Below are 13,575 nucleotides of genomic sequence, written 5' to 3' on the forward strand. Positions count from 1 at the left end.
CGCTATCCCCCGGTACGCTCGGGCGGGTGACGACAGGGCCGACGCAGCACCGAACCGCAGCCGACCACGTGACCTGGCGCACCGGCGTCGTGACCGCCACCGGACGGTCGTGGCCCGGCGCCGCGGAGCTGCGCGTGCGGCTCGACGACCCGCTGCCCGCGGGTCCCGACGACGGGACGCCGCCGCGCGAGGTGCGGGCGCTGGCCTACACCACGCTCGTCGGCACGCCCGCCGTCGGCGACCCGGTCGCGCTGAACGTCTCGGCCCTGGCCCGCGGCCTGGGTACCGGCGGGTACGCCCTCGTGGTCGCCCCCACCGACGCCGCCGCGCTGCCGGGCGACCCCGCCCCCGGTCCGGGTCACCTGGTCAAGGCCCGCTACACGCCCCTGCAGGCCCTCGTGCTGGGCGTCGACGAGCAGGAGTCGGCCCACCACGAGCTGCTGCGCGACGCCGACGACCTCGACGGCACACCCGTCGTCGTCGCCGACCTGCACTCCGCGCTGCCGGCGGTCGTGGCCGGGGCCCGCCACGCCGCCGAGCAGGCCGGCCGCCCCGCCCCCCGCGTCGCCTACGTGATGACCGACGGCGGCGCCCTGCCCGCCGCCTTCTCGCGCACCGTCGCCGCGCTGCGCGACACCGGATGGCTGGCCGCCACCATCACCGTCGGGCAGGCCTTCGGCGGCGACCACGAGGCCGTCACCGTGCACACCGGGCTGCTCGCCGCCCGTCACGTCGTCGGCGCCGACCTCGTCGTCGTCGCCCAGGGCCCCGGCAACCTCGGCACCGGCACCCGGTGGGGGTTCTCCGGGGTGGCCGCCGGGGACGCCCTCAACGCCGTGGCCACGCTCGGCGGGACCCCCGTCGCCTCGCTGCGCGTCTCCGGCGCCGACCCGCGCGACCGGCACCTGGGCGTCTCGCACCACTCGCTGACCGCCTACGGCCGGGTCGCGCTCGCCCCCGCCGACGTCGTCGTGCCGCACCCCAGCGCCGCGCTCGAGGACCGGCCCGGCTGGGGTGCCGGGCTCACCCGCCGCCTCCACGACCAGGCCCGCACCCTCGCGGACCGCCACCGCCTCGTGGACGTCGACGCGGACACCGACCTGCTCGACGCGCTCGACCGCTCCCCGGCCCGGCTGTCCACGATGGGGCGCGGGCTGCACGACGACCCCGCCGCCTTCGTCGCCGTGGCTGCCGCCGGCCGGCACGCCCAGCAGGTCGCATGAACCGCCCGCACCCGGGCGGCCGGCCGCTGCTGCTGACCGGCCTCGCGGCCCTCGTCGTCCTCGGCGCCGCCACCGCCACCCCCTGGCAGGTCCGGATGCCCACGGCCCTGGCCGGGCTCGGCGGCCTCGACCTGCCCGACGGGCCCACCCCCAGCGTCGTGCCCTCGCCCGTCGAGGACCTGCAGACCACCGAACCCGACGACTCCCTGCTCACCGTCCTGCTGCTGGTCGGCGCCGCCGTCGCGTTCCTCCTGCTCGCCCTCGTCGCCCGTCGCGTCCTCACCATGCTGCAGGCCGCCCCACCCGCCCCCCAGGACCCCGACCAGCCCGCGGCCGGCGCCGCGCTGGCCGGCACCGAGGCGCCCTCCGTCCCCCTGCCCGCGCTCGACGACGCCGTCACCCGCGCCCTCGGCCGTCTGGAGGACGCCCGCACGCCCCACGACGCCGTCGTCGCCGCCTGGGTCGCCCTCGAAGACGCTGCGGCCCAGCACGGCACTCCCCGCGACCCCGCCCAGACCCCCACCGAGTACACCCAGGACCTCCTCGCGCGCACCCCCGCACCGCCCGCCGAGGTCACCACCCTGCGCAGGCTGTACCAGCAGGCACGCTTCGCCGACCACCCCACCACCGACGCCCAGGTCGACGACGCCCGCGCCGCCCTGACCCGCATCGCCCGGCGACTGGCCACCGCCCCCACCGCGGACCGCACCCCGTGACCCGCCGGTACCTGCCGGCCGCCCTCGCCGTCGCCGCCGCGCTGCTCCTCGCCCTCAGCGACACCCTCGACCCCGTGCACGCCGTCCTGCTGCCCGCCGCGCTGCTCGCCCTGCGGCAGGCGTGGGCCGCGCTCGACGACGGCGACCACGCCGACTGGCCGCCCCCGCCCACCGAGGAACGCCACGGCGCCCGCCGCGACGTCTCCGACCTCGCCTGGGCCGCCTTCACCCGCAACGGCCGCGTCTCCCCCCGGGTCACGCGTCGCGTCCGCGAGCTCGCGGCGCACCGGCTCCGGGCCCGCGGCATCGACCCGCACGACCCCGACCGGTACGACGACGCCGCCGCCCTGCTCGGCGCCGACACCCTCGCCGGCCTCCTCTCCCCCGAGCCGCCCACCGCCCGCACCCTGCACCGCTGGCTCGACGACCTCGACCGCCTCACCACCGACGCACCACCATCCGGAAGGCCCACCCGATGACCGACACCCCCGCCGCCCTGCCCGTCCCGGCCGTCGCCGCCCACGCCGACGCCGTCCTCGACGAGATCGGCACCGCCGTCGTCGGCATGCGCGACGCCCTCGAGCTGGCGCTCGCGGCGGTGCTGGCGGGCGGGCACGTGCTCTTCGAGGACGTGCCAGGGCTCGGCAAGACCCTCGCGGCGCGTTCGCTCGCGACCGCCCTCGGTCTCGACTTCGCGCGTCTGCAGTGCACGCCCGACCTGCTGCCCAGCGACGTGACCGGCTCCAGCGTCTTCGACCCGGCGACGCGCGAGTTCGTGTTCCGGCCGGGCCCGGTCTTCACCGGCCTGTTCCTCGCGGACGAGATCAACCGGACGGCCCCCAAGACGCAGTCGGCGCTGCTGGAGGCGATGGCCGAGCGCCAGGTGTCGGTGGACGGCGTGACCCGGCCGCTGCCGGCCCCGTTCCACGTCGTGGCGACGTCCAACCCGGTCGAGTACGAGGGCACCTACCCGCTGCCCGAGGCGCAGCTCGACCGGTTCATGGTGCGGCTCGCCGTCGGCTACCCGGGTGCCGCGCAGGAGCGCGACGTCCTGCTGCGTCGCGTGGCCCGTCGGCAGGAGGCGGCCGAGGTCGGTCGCGTCGTCGACGCGGACACCGTCCGGGCCATGCAGGCCGGCGTCGAGGCCGTCGCCGTCGACGAGGACGTCGTCGACTACTGCGTGGCGCTGACGGCCGCGACCCGCGCCCACCCGGCGCTGGAGGTCGGCGCCTCCCCGCGCGGTTCGCAGAACCTGCTGCTCATGGCGCGTGCCGTGGCGGTGCTGGACGGCCGTGACTACACGCTGCCGGAGGACGTGAAGCGGGTCGCCGTCCCGGTCCTCGCGCACCGGCTGACGCTGACCCCCATGGCGTGGGCGGCCGCGACCCGCCCCGAGGACGTCGTGCGCGAGCTGCTGGCCTCCGTGCCCGGTCCGGCGACCGTCGGAGCCGCGCGGTGACCTTCGGGGCGACCCTCCGCGACCGCGCGCTGGACCGAGGGGCACGGACCGGGGCCGAACCGGTGTGGCGCCGGACGCCCACGGCGGTCCTCGGGACCGTGGTGGGCGTCGTCGTGCTCGGTGCGGGGCTCCTCGCCGGGCGCGCTGACGTCGCCGCGTTCGGTGTGCCGCTGCTGCTGTCCGGAACCTGGGGCGGCCGTCCCGGCGCGCCCCGGGGAGACGCGCCCGACCGACCCACCGCGGCGACGGTGGTCTCGCCCGAGGAGCCCACCGCACCCGGTGAGATCCGGGCGACGGTCCGTCTCGACCCTCCCTCCGGCGCCGAGCTCGTCGTGCTGCGCGCCGCGGCCCCGGGGCACGAGTCGACGGATCTCGTGGTCGCGGCAGACCGGGCAGAGATCGTGCTGCGCTCCGCGACCGTGCGCACCGGGCCGCAGCCGACGTTCGTCGTGGACCTGCGCGGCTACGGTCCCGGCGGGACGACGGCGGAGGACCCGGTGCGGACGGCTGGCGCGACCCGTCTCGTGCTGCCCACGGCGGTCCCGCTCGGGCGGGTGCCGCTGCCCCCGCGGATGCGAGGGCTCACCGGGCCGCACACGTCCCGGCGGCTCGGCGCCGGGGACGAGCTGCGCGACGTCCACCCCTTCACCCCGGGTGACCGGCTCCGTCGCATCGACTGGCGCACGACCGCGCGTCGGTCACCGGACCTCGACGAGCTGTCCGTGCGCCGCACGTACGCGACCGCGGAGGCCACGACGATGCTCGTGGTCGACTCCCGGGACGACGTGGGTCCCGACCTGCGCACCTGGCGCGGCCAGGGTGAGCAACGGGTCGACGAGGCGACGTCGTTGGACCTGGCCCGGCAGGCCGCCGCGTCCGTCGCCCGCGCCGTGGTCGACGCCGGGGACCGGGTGGGGCTGCAGGACCTGGGACGTCGTCGTCGACCGCTGCCGCCCGCGGCCGGACGCCGGCACCTGCGCAGGATCCTGCACGGCCTGGCGATGACCAGCCCGCTGGGGAGCCCCGCACGACGCCTGCGTCCCCCTCAGCTCCCGGCCGACGCCGTGGTGTTCCTCTTCTCGACCGTGCTGGACGACGAGCCGGTGGTGCTGGCGCGCACCTGGCGCGAGCAGGGGCACCGTGTGGTGCTGGTCGACACGCTGCCGGCGCTGCGGCCGGTCACCGAGCCGCACATGCAGATCGCCTGGCGCGTGACCTCGATGGAGCGGGAGGACAGGCTCCGCCAGCTGGTCGCCGAGGGCACGCCCGTGGTGCCGTGGCGGGCGACGGAGCGGACGCGCGCCGCGGCCAGGTTCGAGGCCCTGGTCAAGGCCTCCGAGCGCCACCACAGCGCGCACGTCCACCGGGCGCAGGTCGCCGGGGGTGCGGTATGACGCTGCGCGCGGAGCTCCAGGACTGGCGGCACCGGCGCCACGACCGTCCGATGCCCACCGTGCAGGTGGAGCACGGCACCGCCGTGCGCGGCGTGTGGTTGCGGATCGCCGCGGCGTGCGCCGCGACGGGGCTCCTGCTCCTGACCGCCGCTCGCACCGACGTGATCCTCGAGCTCGCGCTCGTGGGCGCGGGGTCGGTCGGGGGGTGGTCGCTGGTGCGCCCGGGCCGCGTGCCGGCCCATCTCGCGGTCGTCGTCAGCGCGCTCCTCCTGCTCGGTTCGCGGTCGGCGCCTTTCGACCCCGCCGTCCTCTGGCTGCTCCCGGCGGCCCTCCTGACGGTGCGTCTGGGGTGGTGGGCCGAGCACGTCGCGGGGGGAACCCTGGTCGAGGTCGCGGCGCTGCGCGGGACGGTCGGTCGTGACCTGCTGATCGTCGCCGTGTCGACGGTGGTCGCCGCCGTGGCATGGGCCGCCACCGCCTGGACCGCTGGTGCCCTGCTGGTGCTGGGGGGCCTCGCACTCGTCGTCCTGGCCTGGTGGACTCTGCCACGATGGACGCCGTGAGCAGCCTCGAGATCCGTCCCTACCGATCGTCCGACCGCTCGGCCGTGGCCGAGATCTGCGTCCGGACGGCTGCCGGCGGGGGTGACGCCCGGGGCGTCTACTCCGACGACTCGCTCATGCCCGACGTCTACGCCCTCCCCTACGTCGAGCACGCCCCGGACCTCGCGTTCGTGGTCGTCGACCGCGACGCCGACGGGACCACCGACCCGCTGGTCGTGGACGACGGACGGCTGATCGGCTACGTCCTCGGGACACCGGACACCACGGCGTTCGTCGACTGGTGGCGTCAGGAGTGGACGCCGTCGTTCCGGGCACGCCATCCGGAGGTCGGCGACGTCACCGCTGCGGCACCCGGGTACACCGAGGAGGCCCTGTGGCGGGACGGCACGGACCCCGAGCGGATGACCCGCGGTCTCGACCCGGCCGACCTGCGCACGTACCCGGCGCACCTGCACATCGACCTGGTCCCCGAGGCCCAGGGACGTGGCCTGGGCCGACGGCTGGTGCGCACGCTGTGCGACGCCCTCGCGGCGCGCGGCGCCCCCGGCGTGCACCTCTCCTACGACCCGGCCAACACCGGCGCCCGCGCGTTCTACGACCGGTTGGGCTTCGTCGAGCTCAGCTCCTCGACCCCGCACCTGCCCGTCCTGGGTCTCCCGACCGGGCGGGGCTGACCCTGGTTCTCCGGGCTTGGTGACCGCTTCCGCGGTCGGTGGGCTTGGCGTTGGTGCTTGGCACACTATTTTTCTGGGAGTGTGATACCGGGATCGGGGATCCCCGCGTCCACCCAGGCGCGCCGCACCTGCTCGAAACGGGTCGGCAGCGGAGGCCGCGTCGCCCCGAGGCGCGCGTTCGTCCGATGGACGAACCGCCTCCACGAGAGCACCAGCCCCTGCTTCGTGATCGGCAGTCCGCTCGAGACCGTGGTGCCGTTGTCGTGCGTGTGGTGCACGGTCAGCAGCAGCGCGCGGGGTATGGAGCCCTCCAGCTCGGCGGCCAGCTCGGTCCGCACGACGGCCCAGTGCCGGAGCACCACGACGACCTCGCCCGGCACGCGGTGACGACGGGGGGTGCGATGCTTCCCGTGGCGCACGACGACGCGCCCCTCCCCCGGCACGCGGGCCCCGGCCACGCGCCCTCGGCCGGCCAGCACGTCGGGCCCCAGGTCGAGGTCCTCGACACGCACCCGCAGCAGGTCGCCGTAGCGCGCACCGGTGCTCCGCGTCAGGCCGGCGACGACCGCGAGCCGCACCGTCTCGGGCTTGGCCTCCGGTCGCAGGGCCTCGACGGCCAGCTCGCGCCAGACCCAGTCCGCCTCCTCGAGCGAGACGGTCGGCCGCGGGTACCGGGTCGGGGCGCGATGGTCGGTGGTCTCCGGAGTCATGGGTTCAGTCTGCCGCTTGGCACACTTTTTCATCCCCGCTGGTCTCGGCGTGTCCACGATCCGCGGGCGGCCAGCGCACCAGGGCCAGCACTCCCAGCGCGAGCACGCCGCCCGCCACGGCGAACGCGAGGCCGCGAGAGGTCGTCGTGACGAGCGCTCCGAGGGCGAGCGCCGCCCCGGCTCCGCCGGCCTGCAGGACCATCGAGTTCACCGACAGGGCCGTGGCGCGCTCCCGGGACGACACGGCGCGGTGCGTCAGGTCGTCGAGCAGCGGCCCGCCGACGCCGAGCAGCAGGTAGAAGGCGACGAACGCCGCGGCCGCTACTCCCGCGACCGGGATCCCGACCGCGGCCAGGGCGCCCGCCGCGAGGACCGCCGACACCGCGACCGCCCGGGGCGACGACCGCGCGAGGCGAGCAGCGGCGGGGGCCAGCGCCGCCCCCGCCGCGGAGGCGCAGAACCCCGCCGTGACGAGGGCGGCGTAGGGGGCGGCCGCGCTCGACGCCCCGCCGAGCAGCGCGGCGGCGGCCGCCGGCGCGAGGAGCTCGATCCCCGCCAGCGCGAACCCGAGCACCACCATGAACGAGGCGATGCGGCGCAAGGGTGCACGGGACGCAGCCAGCACGACCCCACGGACGACCGTCCGCGGGACGTCCGCGACCAGGTCGCGTGGCCGGCAGGCGCCGTTCGGGCGGACCTCGCGCACCCAGGCCACGACCAGCACGAGGTGCACGAGCCCGACGGCCGCGGCGACGAGGAACGGCGTCGACAGGGCGACCACCACCGTCCCGGCGGTGGGCCACGGGGAGACGGCCACGAGGACACCCCCGACCAGCGCGCCCCCGCCGAGCCCGAGCGACTCGGCGGCGCCGGCCCGTCCGAGCGCGGGTCGCAGGTCGGCCTGCGCGTCGAGCTCCTCCGCGCGGTCGACGTACCAGGCCTGCAACGGTCCGGAGTCGAGGGCGCGCGCGACACCGAGCAGCACCGAGGCCGTCCCCAGCACGAGCAGGGAGGTGCCCGTCGCATAGAGCACCGAGGCGGCCACGGACAGCACCGAGGCGGCCACGAGCACGGGGCGCCGGCCGACGACGTCCGCCATCCCGCCCGTCGGCAGCTCGAGGACCAGCGTGGTGACGCTGTACAGCGCGACGAGCAGACCGACGGCGGCGAGGTCGAGACCGCGCTGCTGGAGCAGCAGGACCATGACGGGCACGATCAGCCCGGTGGGGAACCACCGCAGGAAGGCCAGCGCCACGAACCGCCGCCGCACGGCCACCAGGGCGTCGGGCCGCACCCCGGGCGCGATCACCGGTGCGCCTCGCCGGCGCCGGGACCACCGGGGTAGGCGTAGGCGAAGAGACGGACGGCGCGGGCACCCTCCGGACGCGCGGCCGGGTCGGCGTCCCGCTCCTCGTACGGCGCGAAGAGGTCGTAGAGGCCCTGCGTGACCCGCTCCAGCTCCGCGGGGGTCAGCCACGCCACCACGTCGGTGGACAACGCCGCTCGCCGCCACGGCTCGGGTTCCGCGGCCCGCCGCCGCCGGAACCGCCGCCAGGCGTCGAACCGGAACTCGTCGACGGCCTCGTCCAGCGCGACCCGGGCAGCCACGCCCGCCGGACCGTCCTCGTCCCAGGTGATGCCCTCGTCCCGCGCACGCCAGGGTCGTTCGCGGCCGTGCCCGCCGTCCGCCCGGAACACGTGCCCGTACTTCTCGAGCTGGCGCAGGTGGTACGAGCAGTTCGCCGGGGTCTCCCCCAACCGTTCGGCGCACTGCGTGGCCGTCAGCGGCCCTTCGGCGAGGAGGTCGATGATGGCGAACCGCACCGGGTGGGCGAGGGCGCGCAGCTCCCGGGGGTCGGAGATCTTCCGCACGGGGAACGGCGGGACGAGCTTCCCGTTCCCGGGCGGGGGCACCGAGGGTGGTGTCGAGGGCGTCTCCATGTATCGAAAGTATTCTTTCGAAAGAGTTCTTGCAAGTGTAGGATGGGGGTGTGCCCGCTCCTCTGCCCCGCACCCTCGCCGATCCCGTCGACCACGAGCTGGTGATCAAGAAGTCGCGGTTCCTCGCCCACCTCGCGCCGGTGGCGTCCGAGACCGAGGCCGACGCCGTGATCGCGGCGGTCCGCAAGCAGCACTGGGACGCCCGCCACCACTGCGTGGCCATGGTGCTGGGCACGCACGCGGACTCCCAGCGCTCCTCCGACGACGGCGAACCGTCCGGCACGGCGGGCGTCCCGATGCTGGAGGTGCTGCGCCACCGCCGCCTGACCGACGTGGTGGCCGTGGTCACCCGCTACTTCGGCGGGGTCCTGCTGGGTGCCGGCGGGCTGGTGCGCGCCTACTCCGCGGCCGTGGCGGGAGCGGTCGACGCCGCCGACGCCGGGGGCGGCATCCTGGAGCGCCGCACGGTGCGCGAGGTCTCCGTGGACGCCCCGCACGCCGATGCCGGCCGCATCGACCACCTGCTGCGCGACTGGAGCGCCGCGCACGGCGCTGTCGTGGACGACCCCGAGTACGCGGAGGTCGCACGACTGCGGCTGCTCGTCCCGCCGACCGAGCTGGAGACGCTCGACGCCGAGCTCGCCGCCGCGTCCGCCGGACGGCTGCGGGCCACCGTGGGTGCCGAGCGGATCGTCGACGTCCCGGCGCACGGCTGACGCGCACCCGGCGCCGGGCCGCCCCGGGTCAGGCCTGCACGCCGTCCGCGGTGATCGTCGCCCCGTCGGGGACGGTGCCCGCGTCGCCGTCCGGTTCCGGCAGCATCGCGTCGCCCACGACGGTGACGTCCGCACCGAACGTCCAGTCGCCGGCCACGGCGAGGCCGTCGGCGCCGCGCAGCGACGGCGGCCCGGCGGCGAAGCGCTCGTCGAACGCGCCGATCGTCTTGTAGGTCTTCGAGAGCTGGACCAGGGGCGCGGGGACCGTGGCCTCCAGGCGGAAGTCGTCGGTGAGGTCGTACACGTCCGAGCGCAGCAGCAGCAGGTCGTTGGTGGTCTTCACCGGCAGGAACCGCTCCCGGCCGACCTCGATGGCGGTGGCGCCGTCGAAGACCGCGACCGCCGCGCCCATCGCCGACTCGATCTGGACCACCTCGGGAGAGTCGCCGTCGGTGGGGTCGACCGTCTTGGCGTTGCGGATCAGCGGCAGCTCGAGCACTCCCCCGGTCCGGTCCAGCTCGGCAGCCAGCGCCTCCAGGTCGAACCACAGGTTGTTGGTGTGGAAGTACCGGTGGCGCGACGCGTCGAGGAAGGCGTCCATGTCGTCCGGGTGCGTCTGCGCGGTCTCGCGCTGGATGATCCGGCCGTCCGAGCGGCGCACCACCAGCTGACCCCCCTTGACGTCGGCCGGTGTCTTCAGGCACATCTCGGCCGCGTACGGGGCGCCCGACCGGGCGAACCACGCAGCGATCTCCCCGTCGGGCGTCGCCCCGAGGTTGTCGGAGTTGGACACCGACGCGTACCGGAAGCCCGCCTCGAGCAGGGCGTGGACCACGCCGCCGGCGTGCAGCGCCGGGTACAGGTCGCCGTGCCCCGGCGGGCACCACTCCATCGCCGGGTCGGCGGGCCACTCCACCGGCTCGAGCGTGTCGGCCCGCAGCTTCGGCTCACGGTTCTGCAGGAAGTCGAGCGGCAGGCCGTCGACGGCGAGGTCGCCGTAGGGAGCCAGCGCCGCGAGCGTGTCGTCCTGCGTCCGGAAGGAGTTCATGAGCACCAGCGGCAGCCGTGCGCCCGTGGCCCGCCGGGCGGCTCGCACCTGGCCGACGATGACGTCGAGGAAGCTCATCGAGCGTCCCTCCGCGTCGCGACGGACCTCCAGCAGGGACTTGGCGCGGTCCATGCCCATCGAGGTGCCGAGACCCCCGTTCAGCTTGATGATCGCGGTGCGACCCAGCGCCTCGGCGGCCTCCTGCGGCGTCACGTCGAGGTCGGCGTGGCGGCTCAGGTCGGTCAACGGCTCGACGTCGTCCTCGCGGACGAGACCCGTGGCGCCCTCCTCCAGCAGCCGGTAGAACCGGGTGAAGGTGTCGATCGCGGCGGTGGCCACACCCGCCGCGCGCATCTTGTCCTGTGCCAGCTGGAGTCCACGATCGCTCATGCCAGGAACCCTAGCCGCCAGGGGCGCCGAGCGCGTGGGCGGGTCGTGGTGGGGTCCTCACAGGAAGGGGTCGGGATCCCCCGCGCCCTCGCGGACGACCTCCGGCGTCGGGCCGGAGAAGTCCACCACCGTCGTGGGAGCGGCGGTCACCTCACCGGACTCGACGACGAGATCGACGTCACTGTCCAGCTCCTCGGCGACCTGCCATCCCTCGGTCATGGCCTCCTCCTCGCCCGGCAGGATGAGCGTCGAGCTGAGCAGCGGCTCGCCGAGCTCGCGCAGGATCTCCTGCACCAGCCGCGAGTCGGGGATGCGCACCCCCACGGTCTTCTTCTTGGGGTGCGCGAGCCGCCGGGGCACCTCCGACGTCGCCGGGAGCACGAAGGTGTAGGGACCGGGCGTGGCGGCCTTGATCGCCCGGAACTCGGCGGTGTCGAGACGGACGAGCTGGCCCATCTGGGCGAAGTCGGAGCACACGAGCGTGAAGTGGTGCTTGGCGTCCAGACGCCGGATGCGCCGGATCCGCTCCGCGCCGTCGTGCTGCCCGATGCGGCAGCCGAGCGCGTAGCCGGAGTCGGTCGGGTAGGCGATGAGCGCCCCGTCCCGCAGGGCGTCCACGACCTGCCGGACCAGTCGCGGCTGCGGGTCCACCGGATGGATGTCGACGATGCGCGCCATCGGGCCAGGTTACGCCGCGGCACCGGCCGCGTCGCACGTCAACGCGCGCAGCAGCTCCTCCTCGCGCGCGTTGCCCCCGCTGCACACCACCCCCACGCGCCGTCCGGCGAACCGGTCGGGAAAGGACAGCACCGCGGCCAGCGCCGCGGCGCCCGCGCCCTCGGCGACCGTGCGCGCCGCGGTGAGGTAGGCGTGCTGGGCCTCGGTGATCGCCTCGTCGTCCACGAGCAGGAAGTCGGCCAGGTGCCGGAGCAGCACCGTCTGGGTCAGGGCGAAGCCGCACCCGACCGCCAGCCCCTCGGCGCGGGTCCTCACGGGCCGGGTCCGCAACGCACCGGACCGCCAGGAGTCGTGCGCGGCCGGGGCGGCGGACGACTGCACGCCGACGACCTCGACGTGCGGCGCGAGCGCCGCCGTGACCAGGCAGGCGGCCGCGGCACCCGAGCCGCCGCCGACCGGCACGACGAGCGTGTCCAGGTCGGGTGCCTGCTCCAGCAGCTCGACGGTCGCCGTGGCGACCCCGGCCACGAGCTCCGGCTCGTCCCCCGCGCTGACGAGCCGCGCCCCGCGCCGGTCCGCGATGCTCCGGGCGTGCACGGCGGCCTCGCCGAGGTCCGCACCGTGCAGGACGACCTCGGCACCTCGGTCGCGCACGGCGCGTTCCTTGACCGGGTTGGGGTCCCGCGGCATCACGATCGTGCACGGCACGCCCGCCGCGGCGGAGGCGTAGGCCAGCGCCTGGGCGTGGTTGCCGGTGGAGTAGGCCACGACGCCGTGCTCGATCCCGCGACCTCGACGCACGAGGTTGAGGGCGCCCCGCACCTTGAAGGCACCGGTGTGCTGCAGGTTCTCGTGCTTGACGACGACGGACGTCCCCGCCGACCCACGGGCCCGGACACGCCGGTCGAGCTCGGGGTAGGCGGTGGTCGGCGTCGTCACCACGAGCCCCTCGAGCCGCTGCCGCGCGGCCCGCACGTCGTCGATGGTCGGCGGTGCTGGTGCCATGTGCACCATCGTCCGCCGCACCGTCCCATCGGTCCAATGCCTGTCTTCGCAGCTTTGGATCGCAACCATCGATGAATCACTCGTAGGCTGGTGGCATGACGGACGTCCCTCCTCCCCCGGCACAGCTCGACCTGACCCGGCTCCGGGTGCTGGCCGCCGTCGCCCGCACGGGTTCGGTGACCGCGGCCGCCCGGGACCTGCACTACGCCCAGCCCTCGGTGAGCCACCACCTGGCCCGGCTGGAGGCGGAGGCGGGCCTGCCCCTGCTGGAACGCGTCGGCCGCGGCGTCCGCCTCACCGAGGCGGGCCAGCTCCTGGCGGATCGCGCGGAGGAGATCATCGCCCGCGTCGAGGGCGCCCAGCGCGAGCTGGACGCCCTGGCCGGGCTGCGGGCCGGACGCGCGCGCCTGGCCGCCTTCCCGTCCGCCCTCGCCACGCTCGTGCCCGAGGCGGTCAGCAGGCTCCGCGAGGCCCACCCGGGCCTCGGCGTCAGTCTCGTCGAGGCGGAGCCACCGGAGGCCGTCGCCGCGCTGCGCGCCGGTGAGGTGGACGTGGCACTCGTGTTCGAGCACCAGGACATCACCGGCGAGCGCTCGGTCCAGGACCCGTCGCCGTTCACCGCGACACCGGTGCTCGACGACCAGGTCCACCTCGTCACGCGCACGGCGGACGGCGGAGCCCCCGCCCCCGAGGGCCCCGCCGACGGGTGGACGCCGCTGCGCCCGTTCGCGGACGCCGCGTGGATCGCCGGCTGCGAGCGCTGCCGCGCCGACCTGGTCGCACGGTGCGCCGTCGCCGGCTACGCGCCCCGGATCGCGTTCGAGACCGACGACTACGTCGCGGTGCAGGCGCTGGTCGCCGCCGGGGCGGGGGTCAGCCTGCTGCCGGGTCTGGCGCTGCGCGCCCACCGCCACCCGGACGTCGACACGGCGGTGCTGCCGGGAGCGCGCCGCGCCGTCCGCGCCCTGACCGTCGGCGAGCCGTCGCCGCCGGTGCGGGCGCTGGTGGACCAGCTCGTCGCGATCGGGGCGTCCGCACCCGCCCCGGCCTGACCTGCC

Annotated in this window: 15 protein-coding genes; 9 read left to right on the forward strand and 6 right to left on the reverse strand. The window is 75.8% G+C overall.

All coding sequences use genetic code 11. The annotated features are described in order from the left end of the window. Positions 1-26: 26 nt before the first annotated feature. Genes Q6347_RS14155 through Q6347_RS14185 form a run of 7 tightly spaced genes read left to right on the forward strand, consistent with a single transcriptional unit; the run spans position 27 to position 6,029 of the window. Positions 27-1,223 (forward strand): DUF3866 family protein, encoded by a 1,197-nt coding sequence (locus tag Q6347_RS14155; RefSeq protein WP_304603912.1) that lies wholly within the window; start codon positions 27-29, stop codon positions 1,221-1,223. Further along, entirely contained in the window at positions 1,220-1,939 is a 720-nt protein-coding gene (locus Q6347_RS14160; protein WP_304603913.1) for a DUF4129 domain-containing protein, read from the forward strand. The genes Q6347_RS14155 and Q6347_RS14160 overlap by 4 nt, the downstream gene beginning before the upstream one ends. After that, on the forward strand, positions 1,936-2,418 hold the full coding sequence (locus Q6347_RS14165; protein ID WP_304603914.1) for a hypothetical protein: 483 nt from the start codon (positions 1,936-1,938) through the stop codon (positions 2,416-2,418). The genes Q6347_RS14160 and Q6347_RS14165 overlap by 4 nt, the downstream gene beginning before the upstream one ends. Next, positions 2,415-3,398: a MoxR family ATPase gene (locus Q6347_RS14170; protein WP_304607687.1), complete on the forward strand. Its 984-nt coding sequence runs from the start codon at positions 2,415-2,417 to the stop codon at positions 3,396-3,398. The genes Q6347_RS14165 and Q6347_RS14170 overlap by 4 nt, the downstream gene beginning before the upstream one ends. Continuing rightward, the gene (locus Q6347_RS14175; protein ID WP_304607688.1) at positions 3,395-4,792 is read left to right on the forward strand and encodes a DUF58 domain-containing protein; all 1,398 of its coding nucleotides are present in this window, start codon (positions 3,395-3,397) and stop codon (positions 4,790-4,792) included. The genes Q6347_RS14170 and Q6347_RS14175 overlap by 4 nt, the downstream gene beginning before the upstream one ends. Continuing rightward, positions 4,789-5,355, forward strand: a complete 567-nt coding sequence (locus Q6347_RS14180) for a hypothetical protein (protein WP_304607689.1) — start codon at positions 4,789-4,791, stop codon at positions 5,353-5,355. Before Q6347_RS14175 ends, Q6347_RS14180 begins: the two co-directional genes overlap by 4 nt. Continuing rightward, on the forward strand, positions 5,343-6,029 hold the full coding sequence (locus Q6347_RS14185) for a GNAT family N-acetyltransferase (protein WP_369810861.1): 687 nt from the start codon (positions 5,343-5,345) through the stop codon (positions 6,027-6,029). Before Q6347_RS14180 ends, Q6347_RS14185 begins: the two co-directional genes overlap by 13 nt. Positions 6,030-6,094: 65 nt before the next feature. On the opposite strand, the gene Q6347_RS14190 is transcribed toward Q6347_RS14185, so the two are convergent. The 3 genes from Q6347_RS14190 to Q6347_RS14200 are packed head-to-tail and all read right to left on the reverse strand — an operon-like array spanning position 6,095 to position 8,680. After that, positions 6,095-6,739, reverse strand: coding sequence for a hypothetical protein (locus Q6347_RS14190; RefSeq protein ID WP_304607691.1), 645 nt, complete (start codon positions 6,737-6,739; stop codon positions 6,095-6,097). A 4-nt stretch (positions 6,740-6,743) separates the two neighbouring features. Continuing rightward, a complete protein-coding gene (locus Q6347_RS14195; RefSeq protein ID WP_304607692.1) occupies positions 6,744-8,048 on the reverse strand; it encodes an MFS transporter in 1,305 nt (434 codons plus the stop codon). Then, a complete protein-coding gene (locus tag Q6347_RS14200; protein WP_304607693.1) occupies positions 8,045-8,680 on the reverse strand; it encodes a transcriptional regulator in 636 nt (211 codons plus the stop codon). Before Q6347_RS14200 ends, Q6347_RS14195 begins: the two co-directional genes overlap by 4 nt. Before the next feature lie 50 nt (positions 8,681-8,730). On the opposite strand from Q6347_RS14200, the gene Q6347_RS14205 reads away from it, so the two are divergent. Next, complete coding sequence (locus tag Q6347_RS14205) at positions 8,731-9,396, forward strand: YigZ family protein (RefSeq protein WP_304607694.1); 666 nt, start codon at positions 8,731-8,733, stop codon at positions 9,394-9,396. 28 nt (positions 9,397-9,424) lie between these two features. Here Q6347_RS14205 and Q6347_RS14210 read toward each other — a convergent pair whose 3' ends face one another. The 3 genes from Q6347_RS14210 to Q6347_RS14220 are packed head-to-tail and all read right to left on the reverse strand — an operon-like array spanning position 9,425 to position 12,517. Further along, positions 9,425-10,834 carry a UTP--glucose-1-phosphate uridylyltransferase gene (locus Q6347_RS14210; protein WP_304607695.1) on the reverse strand — a complete coding sequence of 470 codons (1,410 nt, stop codon included), beginning with the start codon at positions 10,832-10,834 and terminating at the stop codon, positions 9,425-9,427. 57 nt (positions 10,835-10,891) lie between these two features. Continuing rightward, the gene (locus Q6347_RS14215) at positions 10,892-11,512 is read right to left on the reverse strand and encodes an L-threonylcarbamoyladenylate synthase (protein ID WP_304603922.1); all 621 of its coding nucleotides are present in this window, start codon (positions 11,510-11,512) and stop codon (positions 10,892-10,894) included. Positions 11,513-11,521: 9 nt separating this feature from the next. Beyond that, complete coding sequence (locus Q6347_RS14220; protein WP_304603923.1) at positions 11,522-12,517, reverse strand: threonine/serine dehydratase; 996 nt, start codon at positions 12,515-12,517, stop codon at positions 11,522-11,524. 95 nt (positions 12,518-12,612) lie between these two features. On the opposite strand from Q6347_RS14220, the gene Q6347_RS14225 reads away from it, so the two are divergent. After that, a complete protein-coding gene (locus tag Q6347_RS14225) occupies positions 12,613-13,569 on the forward strand; it encodes a LysR family transcriptional regulator (RefSeq protein ID WP_304603924.1) in 957 nt (318 codons plus the stop codon). The last annotated feature ends 6 nt before the right edge of the window (positions 13,570-13,575 follow it).

Origin of the sequence: Isoptericola sp. b408, assembly GCF_030588085.1 — a bacterium.
In the GTDB taxonomy this organism is placed as follows: domain Bacteria; phylum Actinomycetota; class Actinomycetes; order Actinomycetales; family Cellulomonadaceae; genus Isoptericola; species Isoptericola sediminis.